This is a genomic window from Maritimibacter sp. (assembly GCF_016774595.1).
GTDB classification, from domain to species: domain Bacteria; phylum Pseudomonadota; class Alphaproteobacteria; order Rhodobacterales; family Rhodobacteraceae; genus Maritimibacter; species Maritimibacter alkaliphilus.
Genome location: NZ_JACBWT010000001.1, coordinates 1420314 through 1439917, shown reverse-complemented (window position 1 = coordinate 1439917; position 19604 = coordinate 1420314). Strand labels below are relative to the sequence as shown.

The window sequence follows — 19604 nt, the reverse complement described above, 5'->3', positions numbered from 1 at the left end:
TCGTCCTCTCGTAGGGTGGGTGACAACCCACCGATGTCCGGGCAAGGCGGGTTCGCACCCGCCCTACGGTTTCGATCTATCGCGACAAGCCCCCCCGCATCGTCGGCATATCCAGTGCGGCGAAGCCGTAGTGGCGGAGCCAGCGAAGGTCGCTGTCGAAGAAAGCGCGCAGGTCCGGGATGCCGTATTTCAGCATGGCGATCCGGTCGATGCCCATGCCGAAGGCGAAGCCCTGCCATTGGGTCGGGTCGACGCCTGCGGCCTCGAGCACCTTGGGGTGGACCATGCCGCTCCCGAGAATTTCCATCCAGTCATCGCCCTGACCGACCTTGAGCTGTCCGCCCTCCCACGAGCAGCGCAGATCGACTTCCGCCGACGGCTCGGTGAACGGGAAGTGTGAGGCGCGGAAGCGCAGTTCGACTTCGTCCACCTCGAAATAGGCGCGGCAGAATTCCTCAAGCGTCCACTTGAGGTTCGCCATCGAGATATCGCGGTCGATGGCGAGGCCTTCGACCTGATGGAACATCGGCGTGTGGGTCTGATCGTAGTCCGAACGATACACACGGCCCGGCGCGATCACGCGGATCGGTGCGCCCTGCTTTTGCATCGCGCGGATCTGCACGGGGCTGGTGTGGGTGCGCAGCACATGCGGTGGGCGATTGTCGCCCGGATCGCGGTGCATGAAGAAGGTGTCGTGCTCCTGCCGCGCGGGGTGGTGCGGCGGGATGTTGAGCGCGTCGAAGTTGTGGAAATCGTCTTCGATCTGCGGGCCTTCGGCGACGGCGAAACCCATGTCGGCGAAGATCGTGGTCACTTCCTCGGTCACTTGGCTCACAGGGTGGATCGTGCCGACGCGCCGGTCGCGGGCGGGCAGGGTGACGTCGAGCCATTCGCCCCGGAGACGCTCGTCCAGCGCTGCATCTGCGAGGGCCGATTTCTTGGCGGCGAGGGCCGAGTTGATCTCGTCCTTCAGCGCGTTCAGCTTCGGCCCCTGCACCTGACGCTCTTCCGGCGTCATCTTGCCAAGCTCGCGCATGGCCAGCGCCACTTCGCCCTTCTTGCCGACGGCCTGAAGGCGGATGTCTTCGAGCGTCGCTTCGTCGGCGGCCCCGGCCACCAGTTCCAGATATTTCTGCCTCAGATCGTCCATCCCGGACCCCCTTGGTTTCAGTCGCCCTTCTGCTAGCACAGGAGGGGGTGTTTGCAAGTGCTCCGGCCCCGGCTCTCCAAGGCCCTTGGCCCCGCTGCGCCCGGACCCCGCGAAGACGAGCCAGAGGCTCGGATGAGCGGTGCCGGAAAGCAAAGAAGCCGCAGACCCCCTGCGAGGTCCGCGGCTTCCTGTGTTTCCAAATCCCTTACGGGAAAAGCTTACGCGAGCGCGGCCTTCGCCTTATCGACGATGGCACCGAACGCATCCGGCTCGTTCACGGCGAGGTCGGCGAGAACCTTGCGGTCCACTTCGATCCCGGCGGTGGCGAGGCCGTTGATGAATTTCGAGTAGGTTAGCGCCTCGTCATGCGCGCGCACGGCGGCGTTGATGCGCTGGATCCACAGCGAACGGAAGTTCCGCTTGCGGTTCTTGCGGTCGCGCGTGGCGTACTGGTTCGCCTTGTCGACGGCCTGCGTGGCGGTCTTGAAGTTGGTCGAGCGGCGGCCGTAGTAGCCTTTCGCGGCGTCGAGCACCTTCTTGTGGCGGGCGTGGGTCGTGGTTCCACCTTTGACTCGGGACATGGTCGTGCCTCCTCTTAGCGGTCGTAGGGCATCATCGACTTGACGATTTTCGCGTCAGGAGCCGACATGACAGTTGTCCCGCGTGCGTCGCGGATGAATTTCTTGTGGCGTTTGATCATGCCGTGGCGTTTGCCGGCCTGACCGCTGATCACCTTGCCGGTGGCAGACACCTTGAACCGCTTTTTGCAGCTCGATTTGGTCTTCATCTTGGGCATTTGCGTCTCCGTATATCTTTGACGTGACACGCGACTCGGCATGCCTCTCGAGCCGGCCGCGCTTGGAAATGCGGCGTATACGGGGGTTGGCCTCGTCTGGCAAGGGGGATCAGAAGAAATAGTGGCCGATCACGTTGACGAAGGCCTCGGGCACGTCGGCAAGGCTGTAGCCGCCCGGTTTCTGCGTGATCGCATATCCGATCAGACCCCCGCCCACAACGATCAGCAGGGCTGAGACACGGGGCGGGCGCCGGTCGATCCATGCGCCCATGGCGGACGGAATGGCGAGGGCGAGGATGATGACGCCGATCACCATGTAGAGGTCAAAGGGCATCGCGCACCCGGCCGCTGAAGTCTGAGAACATGGTCCCAGTTATTCAGGGTCGGTGGCGAAAATCAATCTTTCGGCGCAGGGGGCGACGCGCAGGATGTTGGTGGTGCCGGGCACGTTGAACGGCACGCCGGCAGTCACGACGATCTGGTCGTCCTCGGTCGCGATGCCCGAGGTGCGCGCCGCGCGGGCCGCCGCGACGACCGCCATCTTGAACCGGTCGATCCGCCCGGTCATGAAGCTTTGAACGCCCCACGACAGGCACAGGCGACGCGCCGTTCCGGTCAGCGGGGTGAGCGCGATGATCGGCACATGCGGCCGCTCGCGCGCGACCAGCAGCGCCGTGGTCCCGGATTGCGTGAAACAGGCGATGACCTTGATCTCGGTCGCTTCCGCGATCTCACGGGCCGCCGAGACGATCCCGTCGGCGATGGTCGTGCGTTCCACGGTGCGCGAGCGGTCGATCACGTCGCGATAGGTCGGGTCGCTTTCCACCTCGACCGCCACGTTGTTCATCGTCGCCACCGCTTCGCGGGGGTAGTTCCCGGCGGCGGATTCCGCCGACAGCATGATCGCATCGGCGCCTTCGTAGATGGCGTTGGCGACGTCCGACACCTCGGCGCGGGTCGGCACCGGGCTTTCGATCATCGATTCCATCATCTGCGTCGCCACGATCACGGGTTTCGCGGCGCGGCGGCAGGCATGGACGAGGCGCTTCTGAATCGGCGGCACGTTCTGGACGGGCAGTTCCACACCCAGATCGCCACGGGCGACCATGATTCCGTCCGAGGCGTCGAGGATGGCGTCGAAATCACGCACGGCGGAGGGTTTCTCGATCTTCGACAGAACCGCGGCGCGACCCTGTGCTAGGGCGCGGGCCTCTTCCACGTCGGCGGCACGCTGCACGAAAGAAAGGGCAAGCCAGTCGACGCCCAACTGGCAGGCGAATTCGAGGTCTTCCTTGTCCTTGGGCGACAGCGCCGCGAGGGGGAGCACGACGTCCGGCACGTTCACGCCCTTGCGGTCCGAAATCGTGCCGCCCACGATGACCTCGCAATTGGCGAAGTCGTCCCCGCATTCCTTGACCTTCAGGCGCATCTTGCCGTCATTGACCAGCAGGGTCGATCCGACTTCCAACGCCTGAAAAATCTCCTTGTGGGGGAGGCAAACGCGATGGTTGTTGCCCGGCGCGGGATCGAGGTCGAAGCGGAACATGTCGCCCTCTTCGATATCCGCGGCTTCCGCGATGAACGTGCCGCAGCGCAGTTTCGGCCCTTGGAGGTCGGCGAGAATCGCGATCGGCCGTCCGGTTTCCTTTTCGACTTCGCGGATCGCGGCATGGCGGGCGCGGTGCTCGTCATGCGAGCCGTGGGACATATTGAGGCGGAAGACGTCCGCCCCCGCGTCGGACAGGGCGCGGATCATCTCGCGGGTGGAGGATGCGGGTCCGAGCGTCGCGACGATCTTGGTATTGCGGGAGCGTGTCATTGTGCCTCGTCTGTTTGCGGTAACAGTCGCATCGTCTGTATCCGGTGCCTGTGCCTATCGCAACGGCAACTGCTGAAATCGCGGGCAAAAAGCGGGCCTTTTGCTTTGCCTGCGTCTCCGCTACGCAGGTTTGGCGAAAATCACGACAGGCGCATGACGTATCACCCGTTTCACACCTTCGGCGAGGACCGGCCCGGCCGCTGGCTCGTCACCTGCGACCACGCGACGAACACCGTGCCCGCCGAGGTGGCGGGCGGTGACCTTGGCCTGCCGCCCGAAGACATGGCACGCCATATCGCATATGATCCCGGCGCGGCGGGGGTGAGCCTTGCGCTTGCGGAACTTCTGGACAGCCCCTGCATCTGCTCGAACTTTTCCCGCCTCGTGATCGACCCGAACCGGGGCGAGGACGACCCGACGCTTCTGATGAAGCTTTATGACGGCTCGATCATCCCGGCCAATCGTCACGCGGGGCAGGCCGAGAAAGAGCGTCGGCTCAACCTGTGCTACCGCCCGTATCATCAGGAGGTCGCGCGGCTGGCCGCGCGGCAGGACGATACGATCTATGTCGCGATCCATTCCTTCACGCGCCAGCTTCGCGGCCGCGATCCGCGCCCGTGGCATGTTGGCGTGCTCTATGCCGAGGACGAACGCTTTTCGGCACCGCTGATCGAGCGATTGCACCGGGAAACCGATCTCGTCGTCGGCGCGAACGAGCCCTATGGCGGCCATCTGGACGGTGACAGCGTCGACCGGCACGCGACCCTTCATGGCCGTGCGAACGTGCTGATCGAAGTGCGCAACGACCTGATCGAGACCGACCAGCAGCAATACGACTGGGCCGCACGGCTTGCCCCGATCCTTGAAGAGGTGCGGGCGAAGGCCGATCTTTGAGACATGATGGAGGACCGAATGGACGACCAGACCCGTATCGAACTTGAAGCCGCCGCGTTCCGCCGCCTGCGCCAGCACTTGATGGAGGATCGGCCGGATGTGCAGAACATCGACCTGATGAACCTCGCCGGGTTCTGCCGCAACTGCCTGTCGCGCTGGTATCAGGAAGCCGCGAACGAACGCGGGATCGACATGTCGAAGGACAAGGGCCGCGAGATTTTCTACGGCATGCCCTACGACGACTGGAAGGCCGGGAACCAGACCGAGGCGGGGCCGGACAAGCAGGCTGCCTTCGAGAAGGCTTTCAAAGAGAACGTCACCGACAAGTCCTGATCCTTATTGCACAGAAACTGTGAGAACATCACGGGTTCTGTGCGCAATCGGGTGGGCTTATCTAGGTCGAAACGATCGGAGTTATCGCCATGGCACGTATGCCCACCTATTTCATCTCACACGGCGGCGGCCCCTGGCCGTGGATCGAAGACATGCGCCGCAACTTCGCGGTGCTTGAGAAAAGCCTCGCCGCCATGCCGGACGAGCTGCCGGAAACGCCGAAAGCGGTTCTGATGATCTCGGGCCACTGGGAAGCGGGCGAAGTGCGCGTCATGCACTCCGAAAAACCCGGCATGGAATACGACTATTTCGGGTTTCCGCCGCACACATATGACGTGGTTTACCCCGCGCCCGGTGCGCCGGAGATCGCCGAGAAGGTCAAGTCACTGCTCGATGGGGCGGGGATCGAGGCCGTGCTCGACGACACGCAAGGGTTCGACCACGGCACATTCGTTCCGGCCTATATCATGTATCCCGAAGCCAAGGTGCCGGTGTTTCAGGTGTCGATGCTGAAGGGATACGACCCGGAAGCGCATTTCAGGATCGGCCGGGCGCTCGCCCCGCTGCGTGACGAGGGGGTGCTGATCGTCGGATCGGGCCTGAGCTATCACAACCTGCGCCGGTTCGGACCGCAGGCCGAGGTGCCGTCGAAGGCCTTCGACGATTGGCTGGCGGACGCGTTGGGGCAAGCGCCCGAAAAGCGGACCGAGGCGTTGATCCATTGGGAAGACGCGCCCTACGCCCGGATCTGTCATGCGCAGGAAGACCACCTTGTGCCGCTCTTCTCCGCGCTGGGTGCGGCCGAGGACGGGACGGCCACGCGCGTCTATCACGAAGACGGGATCTTTGGCGGTGTCACGGCGTCGAGTTGGCGTTTTGACTGACCGACCCTAAGAACTGAGACGAAAACGCCCGGCCAATGACCGGGCGTTTTTCTTGGAACAGGCGGGTTCAGTAGACGTCGCCGTCCTTCACCTTTTTGGAAAAAGCCGTGGCGCCGCCGTCGGCGAGCACGCGGGCCTGTTCGACCCAGCCGTCGCGGGTCACGCGGCCCTTGAACCCTTCGAGGTTGTCGTCGACCCATGACACCTCGGCCGGTGTCCACGCGGCGATCTGGTCGAAATGATAAAAGCCGAGCTTGTTCACCAGCGTTTCGAGCTTCGGCCCGATGCCCTTGATCTGCTTCAGGTCATCCGCCCCGCCTTCGCGCGGCCCGTCGATGGTCGCTGGCTTGACGGCGGCAATCGGTGCCTGCGGCTGGTCCGGTTCGCGGGTGGGCACGACGGTCGGACCGCTGGTGCCGGACTCACTCCGCTCGAGCGACGCGACCTTGTCTTGCAGGCGCGCGATCTCGGCGGCCTGATCGGTGCCCGCCTCACGGCAGGTGGCGAGTTCGGCACGCAAAACCTCGACCTCGCCGACCGCCGCGGTCGGCGCCTTGCGGCGACCCCACACGATCCATCCGACGATCAGGCCCAGAATGGCGGCAAGCACCAAGAGCACGACCATTTCGGTGATGAGAAAACCCCAGTTCTCGAACATTCGCCCCTCCTACTTGGGCCATTCGAAGGTCGTGCGCCGGTTGGCCGCGCGCCCTTCTTCCGTATCGTTGTCGGCGATCGGCTCGGTCTCGCCGAACCCCAGCGCCTGCATTCGTCCAGCGGGCACGCCACGCGCGACAAGGGCATCGCGCACGGCATTCGCCCGCGCGACCGACAGCCGGTAATTCTCGTTATCGTCGCCTTGGCTGTCGGTGTGCCCGCCAATCGTGACCCGCATTCCGATCTTGTCGGTGCAATGCAGAAGCAGCCCCGCCATGTCGTTGATGATGCTCATGGACGCTGTGTCGAGCTCGGCCGATCCCGTGACGAACTGGATCTGACGCCCCGCCTGCACCTGCGCCGCGGCATCGTTGCAGGCCTGTTTGGAAATCTCGAAGTCGTAGACCGGAAGCCAGTAACCTGCCGAGGCCACCTGATCCGCCCCGGTCGCACGGTTGGTGCGCGTCACCCAGTCGTCCGGCGCGTCGCCGGCGGTGATCTCTATTCTGGCGTCGTCCCCAAGGGCGGCGCGAAGCTCCGACGTGACATAGCCGGGATCGAGACCCGGCGAGGCGACGCCGGTCGCGATGATCTGGCCCCCCTCGTCGCGCAACGACAGACGTTCGAGGTCGGGCAGAAGGCCGGGAAGGTCGGACAGCCGCTCGGGGAGCGCAGCATCCATGCCGAAGGTGGTGGTGGTGTCGCCCGCGATATCGGTGAAGCCGAGCGCCTCGGCCATGGCGGGCGCATCGAAGTTTTCGGGCACGGTTCCGAAGGCCGAAAGACCTTCGCCTGCGTCGTAGATCAGTTCGAACGACACGACGCCGGTGTCGAGCACGTCGACCGAGACGACCCGGTCGATCCCTTCGGGCAGGGCGTTCAACGCGGTGGTGGCGGCCTTCGCCTCGCGCGGGGTGGCGGCGGTGCCCGACAGGATCGCGGTCATGCCGGTCAGCGCGAAACTGCCCTCGTCCAGCGGCCCCAGCGCGTCGACGCCCGCGCCCACGCTCTCGGTCCAGCCTTCGGGCGCACCCGAGGCGAGGGGCAGGTCCATCGCACCTGTCGCGCCATGTCCAGCCGCGACTTCGGCCTGCGCCGCGCTGGGCGCCGAGCCGGTCAGGGACAGCGACCCGTCGATCCCCTTGGCCAGGGCGGTTTCATAGGGGTCGGCCACGGGTAGGACATCGACATCGTCCGAGCGCACCACACGCCGCCCTTCTACCGCGTCGAGCGAGGCGACGATGTCGATCAACTCGTCCTCGGTGTCGGCCGTTCCGGTCAGCGTGATGTCGCGGCCCGACACCTCGACCCGCATCGGGTGTATCGCACCCGTGACGACACCTTTCGCGGCGACTTCGACCTCGTCTTCGATGGTCCGTGCCTGATGGCTGCTGCCCCACCATGCCAACCCGGCGATACCGGCCACGAACAGGACCAGACCCAGCAATATCCGCATTTCATTCCCCCGTTCGGGTGTTTTCCCCCGGTGTGGCACCACAAGGCCGCATGCGGCCCAATGGTTCAAGGAAAAACAGGGTCAGATCGCGGCGTTGCGGCTTTCTTCAAGGTAGATTTCGCGCAGGCGGGCGGCCACGGGGCCGGGTCTGCCGGTGCCCACGGTCGCGCCGTCCACTTCCACCACGGGCATGACGAAGGTCGAGGCCGAGGTGATGAACGCCTCGTCCGCGTTCTGCGCTTCTTCGATGGTGAAGGGGCGTTCTTCGACCTTCATCTGCGCTTCGGCGGCAAAGCGCAGCACGGCGGCGCGGGTGATCCCGTGCAGGATGTCCGTGGACAACTGCCGCGTGATGATCGTGCCGTTCTTGACGATATAGGCGTTGTTCGACGTGCCTTCGGTCACCGCGCCGTCTTCGACCATCCAGGCATCATCCACGCCCGCCTTCTTCGCCATCATCTTGCCCATCGACGGGTAAAGAAGCTGAACGGTCTTGATGTCGCGCCGGCCCCAGCGAATGTCCTCGATCGAGATGACCTTGATGCCCTGTTTGGCCACCGGGCTGTCGGCCAGCCCCGGCTTGTTCTGAGTGAACAGCACGACGGTCAGCGGCGTGTCTTCGTGCGGAAAGGCGAAGTCGCGGTCGCCCGGTGCGCCGCGGGTGACCTGCAAGTAGATCATCCCCTCGTCGATACCGTTCTTGGCGACCAGTTCGCGGTGAATGGCGAGCAGATCGTCGGTACTCATCGGCATGGCCATATCGAGTTCGCTCAACGACCGTTCCAGCCGCTTGGCGTGGCCGTCGAAGTCGATCAGCTTCCCGCCCAGAACGCTCGTCACCTCGTAGACGCCATCGGCCATCAGGAACCCACGGTCGAAGATCGAAACCTTGGCCTCTTCTTCCGGCACGTAGTCCCCGTTCACATAAACGATGCGGCTCATGGCTGTCTCCTAACCCCAGAGGCCGGGGGTGGGCGGGTGCACACCGGCCTCGTCGAATTTCAACGGTTCGTCGCGGTCTTGGGCGAGAAGCAGCGGGCCGTCAAGGTCCGTCACCATCGCGCCCTGCGCCACGAGCGTCGCGGGGGCCATGGCGAGCGAGGTTCCGACCATGCAGCCGACCATGATCCGGTAGCCTTCGGCCAGAGCGGCCTCGCGCAGCCGCAGCGCCTCGGTCAGCCCGCCGGTCTTGTCGAGCTTGATGTTGATGACGTCGTATTTTCCCTTGAGCGCGGCCAGCGTCGAACTGTCGTGGCAGGACTCGTCGGCGCAGACGGGCAGGGGGCGCGCGATCTCGGCCAGCATGTCGTCTTCGCCTGCGGGGAGGGGCTGTTCCACCAGCGCGACGCCAAGGCGCACCATGTGGGGCGCGAGATCGGAATAGACCTCGGCGCTCCAGCCCTCGTTCGCGTCCACGATGATCCGCGACTTGGGCGCGCCGCGCCGCACGGCTTCGAGTCGCGCCATGTCGTCGGCGGTGCCGAGCTTGATTTTCAGGAGCGGACGATGCGCGTGCTTGCGCGCGGCCGCCTCCATCGCGTCCGGCTCGCCCAGCGACAGGGTATAGGCGGTGATCTCCGGTCCCGGCTTGGGCAGGCCCGCCAAGTCCCACACCCGCTTGTCTGCGTGCTTGGCCTCCAGATCCCACAGGGCGCAGTCCACGGCGTTGCGGGCGGCCCCGGCAGGCAGAAGCGACTGCAACGCGGTTCGGTCGAAATCCTCCGGCAGCCCCTCGACCTCGGCGCTGACGCTCGCGATGGTCTCATTGTAGCGCGCATAGGGCACGCATTCGCCCCAGCCCTCGGCGCGGCCATCCGACACGCGCACCGTCACGACCTCGGCCGCCGTCTTGGAGCCGCGCGAGATGGTGAACACCTCGGCCAGTGGGAAACTTTCGGACGTCACCGACAGGCGCATCGCGTCCTCCTTCTCTGTTTCCGGAAACCTCGGGGGTGCGGGGGCAGCGCCCCCGCCTTGGTCCGGGGCATCAGCCCAGGAAACTACCCCATCTCCGCCAGCGCATCCACCAGCTTGGCCGATCCGAAGCGGTAGGGGTCGGTCGCAGGCAGGCCAAGACGCTCTTCGACCTCGGCAAGGTATGCCTTGGCCTCGGCCTCTTCCATGTGCTGCGTGTTGACCGAGATGCCGACGACTTCGCAGGCCGGGTTGCCCACGCGGGCCAGCGGCAGGGCGGTGTCGCGCAGGGTTTCCAGCGACGGGGGCTGATAGCCGGGCAGGCCGCGCATGTGATCGCGCGTCGGCTCATGGCACAGGATCAGCGCATCGGGTTGCCCCCCGTGGATCAGCGCCATGGTCACGCCCGAATAGCTGACGTGGAACAGCGACCCCTGACCTTCGATCAGGTCCCAGTGGTCGTCATCGTTGTCGGGCGTCAGCCATTCGATCGACCCGGCCATGAAATCCGCGATCACGGCGTCGAGCGGCACGCCGTCGCCGGTGATGAGGATGCCGGTCTGGCCCGTGGCGCGGAAGGTCGATTTCATGCCGCGCTCGCGCATCTCGGCATCCATCGCCATGGCGGTGTACATCTTGCCGACCGAGCAATCCGTTCCGACGGCGAGGCAGCGTTTGCCGCTGCGCTTCTCGCCGTTCGCGATGGGGTATTTGACCGACGGAACGCGCACGTCGTGCAGGGTCTGCCCGGTCGCCTTCGCCACGGCCACGAGGTCTTCCTCGTCGCGCAGCAGGTTGTGAAGCCCGCTCGCCAGATCGAAGCCTTCCTCGAGCGCGGCGATCAGGACTTTTTTCCAAGCCTGACTGATGACGCCACCCCGGTTCGCGACGCCGATGACGAGTGTCTTGGCGCCAGCTTCCTTGGCTTCGGCAAGTGTCATGTCGGGCAATTTCATGTCGGCCTTGCATCCGTCCATCCGGAATTGACCGACGGCGTTCTCGGGGCGCCAGTCCTTGATGCCCTGCGCCACTTTCGCGGCAAGGGGGTCGGGCGCATCGCCGAGGAATAGAAGATATGGTGTCTGGATCATGTGTCACTAACTCACGAGTGTCGCGTTTGATCCCAGATTGCCATGCTGCGTCTGCGAAATGCTCCCGATTCTTGCGTCAGTCGCGTCGTGATTGGGAGAAAACATGGATATGGCGCAAATCTTGCGCAGAATATCCCGCGGATTGCCCTATCTATCGTCGAAGGAAAGCACAATGGCAATGCAACGCCCAAGTTCGATTCTGCGGTCTTTGGCACTCAGTTGGTTCCCAGTTCCCGCCTGCCTCTGCCTGACCGAGCGAAATCTGCAAAGGATCGAACTCCGGGTAGATCTAAAATGCTGCGGGTGCGAAAAACATGGTTGAAGGCTGCTGCGCAATAATCTAACCGGAAAGGCGACAAAAACGAAACGACGTTGCGAGGCCTCATGTCCTTCCGTATCCAACCCGCCGCTCCCGCCCGCCCGAACCGCTGTCAGCTCTTCGGCCCCGGCTCGAACACCAAGCTGTTTGCGAAGATGGCCGCGTCGGACGCGGATGTCATCAACCTCGACCTCGAGGATTCGGTGTCGCCATCCGACAAGGACACCGCGCGCGCCAATGTGATCGAGGCGATCAGCACGGTGGACTGGGGCAAGAAAACCCTGTCGGTACGGATCAACGGGCTCGACACCCCGTATTGGTATCGTGACGTGGTCGATGTGCTGGAACAGGCAGGCGACCGTCTTGACCAGATCATGATTCCCAAGGTGGGCTGCGCGGGCGACATCTACGCGGTCGATGCGCTCGTCACGGCGATCGAACGTGCGAAGGGTCGCGAAAAGCCCATCGATTTCGAGGTCATCATCGAAAGCGCCGCCGGCATCGCCCATGTGGAAGAAATCGCTGCGGCCTCCCCCCGCCTCGTCGCCATGTCGCTGGGCGCTGCGGATTTCGCCGCCTCGATGGGTATGGCCACGACCGGGATCGGCGGCACGCAAGAGAACTACTACATGCTGCATGAGGGCCAGAAGCACTGGTCCGATCCTTGGCATTGGGCACAGGCGGCCATCGTCGCGGCCTGCCGGACGCACGGGCTTCTGCCGGTCGATGGGCCCTTCGGCGACTTCTCGGACGACGACGGTTACATCGCGCAGGCCCTGCGGTCCGCGACCCTCGGCATGGTCGGCAAATGGGCGATCCACCCCAAGCAGATCGCGTTGGCGAACAAGGTCTTTACCCCGTCCGACGCGGCGGTGGCGGAAGCGCGCGAAATCCTCGCCGCGATGGAAGAGGCCAAGCGCACCGGCGCCGGGGCGACCGTCTACAAGGGGCGCCTCGTCGATATCGCCTCGATCAAGCAGGCCGAAGTGATCGTCAAACAGTCGGAGCTGATTGCCGGGTCGTAACATGCAGGCACCCGCGATAGGGTGCTCACATGCGGATCCTGATCCTCACTTACGGCTCGCGCGGTGACGTCCAGCCCTTCGTGGCGCTCGGGCGCGCGCTCGTCGCACGCGGGCACGACGTCACGCTTGGCACCGCGCGTAGGTTCGAGACGTTCGTGCGCGAGGCCGGTCTGGGATTCGCCCCGATGTCCGACGCCATGCTGAACCTTCTGGATACCGAAGCCGGGCGCGACATGATGGAATCGACCCAAGGCGTGCTCCAGTCGCTGAAATGGACGGTGATGCTGACCCGCACGGTCGGACCGGCCCAGGCCGAACTGATCGGCGACAGCTGGGCCGCGGCCGAGGCGGTGGACCCGGACCTGATCGTGTTTCATCCCAAGACCTACGCCGGGCCTCACATCGCGGAAAAGCGCGGCATCCCAGCGGTCCTCGCGATGCTGGTGCCGATGATGGTGCCGACGGGCGAGCGGCCGAATGTCGGCTTTCCCGATACCGGCTGGCAGTGGTGGAACCGGTTCTCCTATCGCTTCGTCAACCGGACCATGGCGTTTTCCGCCGGGCGGCACGTGCGCGAGATGCGGGCCGAGCGCGGGTTGCCGAAACAGCGGCGTTTCGATCTGTTGCGCGACAGCCGTGGGCGGATGCTGCCGGTGTTGAACGCGGTCAGCCCGTCGGTTCTGCCAGCCCCGCGCGACTGGCCCGACGAGGCGGTGATGACAGGCTACTGGTTCACGGACCACGGCGACTGGACGCCGCCAGACGACCTCGCCGCATTTCTGGAGGCCGGGCCGCCGCCGGTCTACGTCGGGTTCGGGTCGATGGCGGGCCGCTCGCCCGGGCGGCTGGCAAAGGCGGTGATCGAGGCGCTGACCCGGACCGGGATGCGCGGGATCATCGCGACCGGCTGGGGCGGGCTAAAACCGGCGGACCTGCCGGACACCATCCACAAGATCGAAGGTGCGCCGCACGACTGGCTGTTTCCCCGCATGGCAGCGATCGTGCACCACGGTGGCGCGGGCACGACGGCGGCAGCGATCCGGGCGGGCAAACCTCAGGTTATCGTCCCGTTCTTCGGGGATCAGCCGTTCTGGGGAAAGATCATGGCCCAGCACGGCGTCGCACCCGACCCCATCGCGCAGAAATCACTGACGGCGGACAATCTGGCCGAGGCCCTGCGCCGTGTGACAGGCGACCCTGCCATGGCGCGAGCCGCCGAGGCGCTTGGCGCGGCGGTGCGGCAGGAGGACGGTCTGAAACGTGCGGTCGAGGTGATCGAGGCCGCCTAGGCCGGCTTCACCGGCTGGCGCAGGATGGTCTTGAGCTTCTCCGGCGCGGTGCGCCCCGGGTTCGACAGGTAGACCTCGTGATGCGGCCCGGCGAAGGTGACGCCAGCTTCTGGCATCAGTTCGTCGTGCAGTTCCGCAAGCTTCGGGGCCTCGTCGGCGTAGGGGCCGATGTGGAGCATCTGAAAGCAATCGCCCTCGTCGATGATCTCGAGCCGGACCTCGTCACGGCGCGGGCCGGGTTTCGCAGACTTGCGGGCGGCGTCGAGAAAGGTCGTGTCGATGAAGTCCGGCATCCGGATCATGGCCTGCCATTCCCATTCCTCCCGTCGGCCTTGCACGAAAGCGGTCGGGTCTGCGGCCCACCACTGGGTCGACAACGGCGGAATGGTGAAGTCGCGCCCTTCGGCCTTGGCGGCGAATTTCATGGCATAGGCCAACGGATAGAGCGCGGACATCGCTTCGGCATAGGCCGGGCCGTCGGGCGCGCCCTTGCCGGTGATCGCGAGGTAGGGAATGGGCGGCAGGGTCAGCCTTTGCCAGACACCGGGCTTGCCGCCGTAATAGGCTTTGTCCGACTTGCGGATTTCGAGTTTCGCGGTCATGCCGCCCTCCTGTGCCATGTGAGTGCCCGCGCGATGAGCGGGGCGAGCGCGTCGTCGTCGATGTCGGCGTCCTGCGCGAACAGGACGGCCCGGTTGCCCTCGGTTTCGAACCGCCCTCCGGTCATGTCGCGAAAATCCGCGATCAGCGAGGTGCGGCAATGCGCATAAAGCGCGAAGCCGCCGGTCGCGGGGGTGCCGAGCCGCAGGGTCGAGCCATGCGGGGCGAGATAGGCTGGCTGACCCCACCGCAGCGCCTCGGTCACTGGGCCGGCGCTGGTCGTTTCGGCCACCGCGAAGATCAGACCGCGCAGATGCAGAAGGCCCCGCCTCGCGCCCTCCGGGGCCGCATCGAACGCGGCCCGCACGTCGTCGAGCATCGGTGTCATAGGAGCGGCACGCCGATGAGCGTCACCAGATCGTCGGGGGCCGTGTTCATGGGGGTGTTTACGTAAAGCTCGAACGGAGGCGCCTCGCGCGGCATTTCACCCGCAGTCGCGAGCCACTCGCCGAACAGATATTTATAGGCCTGCGCTAGACCCGTGTAGGGCCCGGTATGGGTCAGGATGGCGTGCTTGCCGCCCTCCAGCCGGACTTCCCTGAGCGGCGGGGCGATCTCGGCGGTCTCGTCCATCTCGAACCCGGCGGCGGATCTCAGATCTTCGGCGGCCCCGCTTTCCGGGTCGTCGAAATAGATGCCAAGCATCGCGCCAAGATGCGGGCCAAGGCCGCGCGCCATGACCGTCGATCCGGCCTTTTCGAAGGCTTCGCCGATCTGGATATAGGGGCCTCGGTGGTCGATCACGCCAAGCCGGCGGGCTGGTTGGTCTTCGATCTTTACGTCATACATCTGCGTCTCTCCCGATGTGCCAAGTCGCAGGGGAGGGACCGGCTGGGCATGCGCGCGAAACTCGGACGGGGTGCGCCCGAAGGCGTCGCGGAAACTGCGCGAAAAGCTGCGCGCGTTGTCGTAACCCATCTTCGCCGCCACGTCGGCCACCGGGGCATCCGACGACAACAGTTCCAGCCCGGCGCGGTGCAGGCGCACACGCCGGATGAAATGGGCCACGGGTTCCCCGGTGACGGCGGTGAAGACCCGGTGGAAATGGAACCGCGACAGCGCGGCCACATCCGCGAGCGTGTCGAGCGACAGGTCGCCGTCGAGATTGTCGTAGACGTAATCCAGAACCCGGAGCAGTCGTTTCTCGTAATCGTTCGCCATTCCGGTCGATCTCCCTTGCCCGTCTTTCTGCCATCGGGCGAGGTCACAAATCTTGCCGAGTTGCAATTCGCCCCCGTGAAACCTTATATCGGCCCAAACTGTCCGGCGAGGCGCGCGTATGACCAAGAACTATCTCGACTTCGAAAAACCGCTCGCGGAAATCGAGGGGAAAGCCGAAGAGTTGCGCGCGATGGCGCGGGCCAACGAAGAGATGGATGTGAAGGGCGAGGCCGAGGCGCTCGACAAGAAGGCCGAGCAGATGCTCGTGGACCTCTACAAGAACCTCTCGCCCTGGCGGAAATGTCAGGTCGCGCGCCACCCGGAGCGGCCCCACTGCAAGGACTACATCGACGCGCTGTTCACCGAATACACGCCGCTGGCCGGCGACCGGAACTTTGCCGACGACCACGCCGTCATGGGCGGGCTGGCCCGGATGGGCGACATTCCGGTGATGGTGATCGGGCATGAAAAGGGCCACGACACCAAGTCGCGGATCGAGCGCAACTTCGGCATGGCCCGGCCCGAAGGGTATCGCAAGGCGATCCGGCTCATGGATCTTGCCGACCGTTTCGGCCTGCCGGTGGTGTCGCTGGTGGATACGCCCGGTGCCTATCCGGGCAAGGGTGCCGAAGAACGCGGGCAGTCCGAGGCGATTGCACGCTCGACCGAAAAATGCCTGTCGCTGAACGTGCCGCTCGTGTCGGTCATCATCGGCGAGGGCGGTTCCGGCGGGGCCGTGGCCTTTGCCACCGGCAACACGGTGATGATGCTGGAGCACTCGGTCTATTCGGTCATTTCGCCCGAGGGCTGCGCGTCGATCCTGTGGAAAGACGCCGAGAAGATGCGCGAGGCCGCCGAGGCGCTGCGCCTGACCGCGCAGGACCTCAAGAACCTCGGTGTGATCGACCGGATTATTTCCGAGCCGGTGGGCGGTGCGCATCGCGGCGTGGGTCAGACCATCGCGGCCGTGGGCCATGCCATCGAGGCGGAGCTGAAGGCGCTGGGCAAGAAAAAGCCGGGCGAGCTAAAGACCTCGCGGCGTGAGAAGTACCTCAAGATGGGGTCGCAGGGTCTGGCGGCCTGACGCACGCCCGGCTCATCCGAGCCGCTGGCCCGTCTTCGCCCATGCTTGCCCGCGAGGAGCCGCTGTCAGGCGCGCGAAGAGCTTGTCACCACAGTGTGTCCTTCGCGCGCTCACCCCATTCAAGGTCATAGGTCGCCCCGTCGAACGCGCCGTCCGTCACGTCGCGCAGCATGTCGCCCACGCTCGGCAGGCCCTCGGCATCGTTCCGTTCCCACAGCCCCGCCCGCAGAACGGCGCGTGCGCATTGGGAATAGACTTCGCGAATCGTCACCACGATCACGGACTTAGGATTGCGCCCCTTGTGCTCGAACCGCCCGGTCAGCGTCGGGTCGTCCGTCAGCACCGCCGTCCCGTTCACACGCATCACGTTCATCGACCCCGGCACCATGAACATGAGCGACACCCGCCCGTCGCGCACGATATTGCGGAGCGTGTCGAGCCGGTTGTTACCCTTCCAGTCGGGGATGGCGAGCGTGCGCACATCCAGTTCCAGCGCCACCGGCCCATCCTCGCCGCGCGGGCTGGCATCGGTTCCTTCCGGCCCCACGGTCGAGACGATGCAGAACCGCGAGGCGGCGATCCATGCGCGGTAGCTGGGCGTGAGCCGGTCGGTGACCTTGATCGTCGCAGGGTCGGAGGGCTTCGCAGGATAGAGCGCCTCGAGCGCCGCGATGGTTTCAATCACCTTCATAGCTGTCCGGGTCGAACCCCGCCTCGCGCATCAGCCGGTCGGAGTTCTTTTCGACCGTTTCCTCCAGCACCGCCTGAAACGTCTCGATCGGCAGGCCCGGTTCGATCGCGGGCAGGAATTCCAGCACCGCCGTGCCCGGGTACTTGGTGATCCCGTTCTTTTTCCAGAACACGCCCACGTTCGTCGCCGCCGGAATGCAGCGTTGTCCGCTTTCGGTGTAGATCACGCCGGAGCCGATCTTGTAGGGCTTCTTCGCCCCCGCCGCGACGCGCGTGCCTTGCGGAAAGATGATGAGCTGACCGGGGCGGGACGCGCCGCTGGCGACATCGGCCATCATCTGCTTCACCGCCGCACCGCGCTTGCCGCGATCCACGGGGATGCAGCCGATGGCCTTGGCGAAGTAGCCGAGCACGGGGGCGTAGACCAACTGCTTCTTCATGATGAACTTCGGGCGCGGCACGGCCGACACGATCAGGATGATGTCGAAAAAGCTTTGGTGTTTCGAGCAGATCAGAACCTCGTCCGTCGGCACCTCGCCGCGGATTTCGGATTTCAGCCCGATGACCCATCGCGCGAGGAACCGGACCACAGCGGTGTAGTGGCTTACGGCCGTATAGGCGTAGTCGCGGTCGATGAGCGTGAGGAAAAAGTAGATGACCCCCATCACCCCCATCGCGCCATACATCAGCCCGGCGAAGAGGATCGAGCGGATGAACTGGATGGCCTGCATCAGGTCAACTCCCGCAGCGTGCTGTTGGCGGCGGCGCGCGTGGCGGCAAAGGCCACGATGGCCGCGAGCAGCGGAATAGCGAAGGGCAGGGCCCAATGCCAGCCCTGGAAGCCGAGACCGGTCAGGAACTGGCCCCCGATGTCGGCGGACGGCAAGAGCAGGATGGCGATCATGCCGACGATCATGCCGACGCTCGCCCCGATCAGCGCACGCAGGGTGAACCGGCGCACGAAGGCCCCCGCGATGTAGCTGTCGCGCGCCCCGACGAGCCGCAGGACGTGGATCACCTGTGCGTTGGCCGCCAGTGCCGCGTTGGCGGCAAGCGTAATCATCGCCGCCGTCGTCAGCGTGATGAGCAGGATCGAGATCGCGCCCAGCCCGCGCAGGCGTTTGGCCGCGCGCACCAGCGGGTCGCGCCAGCGGGTGTGATCGTCGAGCACGGCGCCCGGCGCTTCACCGGCAAGGCGTTGGCGCAGCCCCTCGGCGTCGTAGCCGTCGCCCTCTTCGATCACTTCGATCAGTCGGGGGATCGGCAGGGTGTCGAGCGGAAGGTCCGGGCCGAACCACGGTTCGAGCAGCGCGCGCTGTTCCTCGTCGGTGAGAACACGCGCATCCGCGATGCCCGGTGTCGTGCGAAGCACGTCCATGACGGCGATCACCTGCTGGTCCACCTGACCCTCGGGCGCCGACACGCGGATGGTCGACGATTGGGCCAGCGCATCGCCCCATTGCTCGGCCAGACGCCCGGTGGCGAGCGACAGGGCCAGCGCGAAGACAGCGAGAAAGGCCATGGCACCGGACGCGAACAGGGTCAGGCGCGCCGTGAAGCCGGTCGGCGGCACCACCCGGTCGGCCTGCGCGTCGCCCGTGAGAAGCGTCAGGAAACTGGCGAAACGCGAGATCACAGGTCCGCCCCCGCCAATTGCAGCCGCCGGTCGGAAATCCGCAGCACCCGCGCCTGAACCTGTGCTTTGGCTTGCCGGATGAGGTTCATGTCATGGGTCGCAATCATCACGGTCTTGCCCATGCGGTTCAGTTCGATGAGCAGGCGCAACAGGCGCAGCGACATCTCCCAGTCCACGTTGCCCGTGGGTTCGTCCGCCAGAATGACCTCGGGCGACATGATGACGGCGCGGGCAAGGGCCGCGCGCTGGCGTTCGCCCCCCGACAACTCTGGCGGCAGCGCCTCCATCTGGTCCTGAAGCCCGACCCAGCCCATCAGGTCCGACAGGTCCTGAAGCTCGGTATCGCGACCCGACACCATCAGGGGCAGGGCCACGTTCTCGATCACCGTCATGTGGTCGAGGAATTGAACGTCCTGATGCACGACGCCGATCCTCCGCCGGGCCTCGGCCACGTCGTCGCGCGTCATCGTGCGCACGTCATGGCCGAAGAGGGCCGCGCGGCCCTGCGTCGGCACGAGCGCCCCGTAGCACAGCTTCATCAGCGTGGTCTTGCCCGCGCCCGATGGTCCGGTCAGGAAGTGGAACGACCCCGGCGCCAGCTTGAGCGACACGTCGGACAGAAGCGGCCCGCCCCCGCTGTAGCCGTAGGAGACTTCCTCGAATTCGATCACCGCCCCGCCTCTCTTTCTTCGGAACCGTTTTGCCCCACGGTGTGAATTGTTTCAATCTCGGGATTGCAAAGGTTT

At 65.3% G+C, this 19604-nt stretch carries 23 protein-coding genes; 6 read left to right on the top strand and 17 right to left on the bottom strand.

Annotated features, from left to right (window positions below; translation table 11 throughout):
- Positions 1 to 76: 76 nt before the first annotated feature.
- From pheS to pyk, 5 genes are all read right to left on the bottom strand, one after another.
- On the bottom strand, positions 77 to 1150 hold the full coding sequence (pheS, locus tag HOY44_RS07255) for a phenylalanine--tRNA ligase subunit alpha (RefSeq protein ID WP_287433936.1): 1074 nt from the start codon (positions 1148 to 1150) through the stop codon (positions 77 to 79).
- A 218-nt stretch (positions 1151 to 1368) separates the two neighbouring features.
- A complete protein-coding gene (rplT, locus tag HOY44_RS07250) occupies positions 1369 to 1731 on the bottom strand; it encodes a 50S ribosomal protein L20 (RefSeq protein WP_008333654.1) in 363 nt (120 codons plus the stop codon).
- Positions 1732 to 1745: 14 nt separating this feature from the next.
- Positions 1746 to 1946: a 50S ribosomal protein L35 gene (rpmI, locus tag HOY44_RS07245; RefSeq protein WP_008333655.1), complete on the bottom strand. Its 201-nt coding sequence runs from the start codon at positions 1944 to 1946 to the stop codon at positions 1746 to 1748.
- 109 nt (positions 1947 to 2055) lie between these two features.
- Positions 2056 to 2280, bottom strand: a complete 225-nt coding sequence (locus tag HOY44_RS07240; RefSeq protein WP_287433934.1) for a hypothetical protein — start codon at positions 2278 to 2280, stop codon at positions 2056 to 2058.
- A 39-nt stretch (positions 2281 to 2319) separates the two neighbouring features.
- The gene (gene pyk / locus HOY44_RS07235; protein WP_008333657.1) at positions 2320 to 3765 is read right to left on the bottom strand and encodes a pyruvate kinase; all 1446 of its coding nucleotides are present in this window, start codon (positions 3763 to 3765) and stop codon (positions 2320 to 2322) included.
- Positions 3766 to 3918: 153 nt separating this feature from the next.
- On the opposite strand from pyk, the gene HOY44_RS07230 reads away from it, so the two are divergent.
- The 3 genes from HOY44_RS07230 (at position 3919) to HOY44_RS07220 (ending at position 5876) form a co-directional block, all read left to right on the top strand.
- On the top strand, positions 3919 to 4659 hold the full coding sequence (locus HOY44_RS07230; protein ID WP_287433932.1) for an N-formylglutamate amidohydrolase: 741 nt from the start codon (positions 3919 to 3921) through the stop codon (positions 4657 to 4659).
- Positions 4660 to 4677: 18 nt separating this feature from the next.
- Complete coding sequence (locus HOY44_RS07225) at positions 4678 to 4992, top strand: DUF1244 domain-containing protein (RefSeq protein ID WP_287433931.1); 315 nt, start codon at positions 4678 to 4680, stop codon at positions 4990 to 4992.
- An 89-nt stretch (positions 4993 to 5081) separates the two neighbouring features.
- Complete coding sequence (locus HOY44_RS07220; protein WP_287433929.1) at positions 5082 to 5876, top strand: DODA-type extradiol aromatic ring-opening family dioxygenase; 795 nt, start codon at positions 5082 to 5084, stop codon at positions 5874 to 5876.
- A 67-nt stretch (positions 5877 to 5943) separates the two neighbouring features.
- Here the strand turns inward: HOY44_RS07220 and HOY44_RS07215 are convergent, their stop codons facing one another.
- The 5 genes from HOY44_RS07215 to dgcN all read right to left on the bottom strand — a co-directional run bounded on the left by HOY44_RS07215 (position 5944) and on the right by dgcN (position 10994).
- A complete protein-coding gene (locus tag HOY44_RS07215; RefSeq protein WP_008333662.1) occupies positions 5944 to 6534 on the bottom strand; it encodes a helix-hairpin-helix domain-containing protein in 591 nt (196 codons plus the stop codon).
- A gap of 9 nt (positions 6535 to 6543) precedes the next feature.
- Positions 6544 to 7989 carry an OmpA family protein gene (locus HOY44_RS07210; RefSeq protein ID WP_287433927.1) on the bottom strand — a complete coding sequence of 482 codons (1446 nt, stop codon included), beginning with the start codon at positions 7987 to 7989 and terminating at the stop codon, positions 6544 to 6546.
- Between the two features lie 81 nt (positions 7990 to 8070).
- Entirely contained in the window at positions 8071 to 8931 is an 861-nt protein-coding gene (locus HOY44_RS07205) for a D-amino-acid transaminase (protein WP_287433924.1), read from the bottom strand.
- A gap of 9 nt (positions 8932 to 8940) precedes the next feature.
- Positions 8941 to 9906 (bottom strand): N-acetyl-D-Glu racemase DgcA, encoded by a 966-nt coding sequence (gene dgcA, locus HOY44_RS07200; protein ID WP_287433923.1) that lies wholly within the window; start codon positions 9904 to 9906, stop codon positions 8941 to 8943.
- 83 nt (positions 9907 to 9989) lie between these two features.
- A complete protein-coding gene (gene dgcN, locus HOY44_RS07195; RefSeq protein WP_287433922.1) occupies positions 9990 to 10994 on the bottom strand; it encodes an N-acetyltransferase DgcN in 1005 nt (334 codons plus the stop codon).
- 384 nt (positions 10995 to 11378) lie between these two features.
- Between dgcN and HOY44_RS07190 the strand changes: the two genes are divergently transcribed.
- Together HOY44_RS07190 and HOY44_RS07185 are read left to right on the top strand one after the other, a co-directional pair.
- Entirely contained in the window at positions 11379 to 12338 is a 960-nt protein-coding gene (locus HOY44_RS07190) for an L-malyl-CoA/beta-methylmalyl-CoA lyase (protein ID WP_287433921.1), read from the top strand.
- 29 nt (positions 12339 to 12367) lie between these two features.
- Positions 12368 to 13627, top strand: a complete 1260-nt coding sequence (locus tag HOY44_RS07185) for a glycosyltransferase (protein ID WP_287433920.1) — start codon at positions 12368 to 12370, stop codon at positions 13625 to 13627.
- Here HOY44_RS07185 and HOY44_RS07180 read toward each other — a convergent pair.
- From HOY44_RS07180 to HOY44_RS07170, 3 genes are read right to left on the bottom strand one after another with little or no spacing between them, the layout of a single operon-like run.
- Positions 13624 to 14229, bottom strand: a complete 606-nt coding sequence (locus tag HOY44_RS07180; protein ID WP_287433918.1) for a GyrI-like domain-containing protein — start codon at positions 14227 to 14229, stop codon at positions 13624 to 13626. The genes HOY44_RS07185 and HOY44_RS07180 overlap by 4 nt on opposite strands.
- The gene (locus HOY44_RS07175) at positions 14226 to 14615 is read right to left on the bottom strand and encodes a DUF1801 domain-containing protein (RefSeq protein ID WP_287433917.1); all 390 of its coding nucleotides are present in this window, start codon (positions 14613 to 14615) and stop codon (positions 14226 to 14228) included. Before HOY44_RS07175 ends, HOY44_RS07180 begins: the two co-directional genes overlap by 4 nt.
- Entirely contained in the window at positions 14612 to 15448 is an 837-nt protein-coding gene (locus HOY44_RS07170; RefSeq protein ID WP_287433915.1) for an AraC family transcriptional regulator, read from the bottom strand. The genes HOY44_RS07175 and HOY44_RS07170 overlap by 4 nt, the downstream gene beginning before the upstream one ends.
- 118 nt (positions 15449 to 15566) lie before the next feature.
- On the opposite strand from HOY44_RS07170, the gene HOY44_RS07165 reads away from it, so the two are divergent.
- On the top strand, positions 15567 to 16532 hold the full coding sequence (locus tag HOY44_RS07165) for an acetyl-CoA carboxylase carboxyltransferase subunit alpha (RefSeq protein WP_008333694.1): 966 nt from the start codon (positions 15567 to 15569) through the stop codon (positions 16530 to 16532).
- 85 nt (positions 16533 to 16617) lie between these two features.
- On the opposite strand, the gene HOY44_RS07160 is transcribed toward HOY44_RS07165, so the two are convergent.
- From HOY44_RS07160 to HOY44_RS07145, 4 genes are read right to left on the bottom strand one after another with little or no spacing between them, the layout of a single operon-like run.
- Complete coding sequence (locus HOY44_RS07160; RefSeq protein ID WP_287433913.1) at positions 16618 to 17223, bottom strand: pyridoxamine 5'-phosphate oxidase family protein; 606 nt, start codon at positions 17221 to 17223, stop codon at positions 16618 to 16620.
- Entirely contained in the window at positions 17210 to 17953 is a 744-nt protein-coding gene (locus HOY44_RS07155) for a lysophospholipid acyltransferase family protein (RefSeq protein WP_008333696.1), read from the bottom strand. Before HOY44_RS07155 ends, HOY44_RS07160 begins: the two co-directional genes overlap by 14 nt.
- On the bottom strand, positions 17953 to 18858 hold the full coding sequence (locus HOY44_RS07150) for a cell division protein FtsX (RefSeq protein ID WP_008333701.1): 906 nt from the start codon (positions 18856 to 18858) through the stop codon (positions 17953 to 17955). Before HOY44_RS07150 ends, HOY44_RS07155 begins: the two co-directional genes overlap by 1 nt.
- Positions 18855 to 19529, bottom strand: a complete 675-nt coding sequence (locus tag HOY44_RS07145; protein ID WP_008333703.1) for a cell division ATP-binding protein FtsE — start codon at positions 19527 to 19529, stop codon at positions 18855 to 18857. Before HOY44_RS07145 ends, HOY44_RS07150 begins: the two co-directional genes overlap by 4 nt.
- Positions 19530 to 19604: the final 75 nt, after the last annotated feature.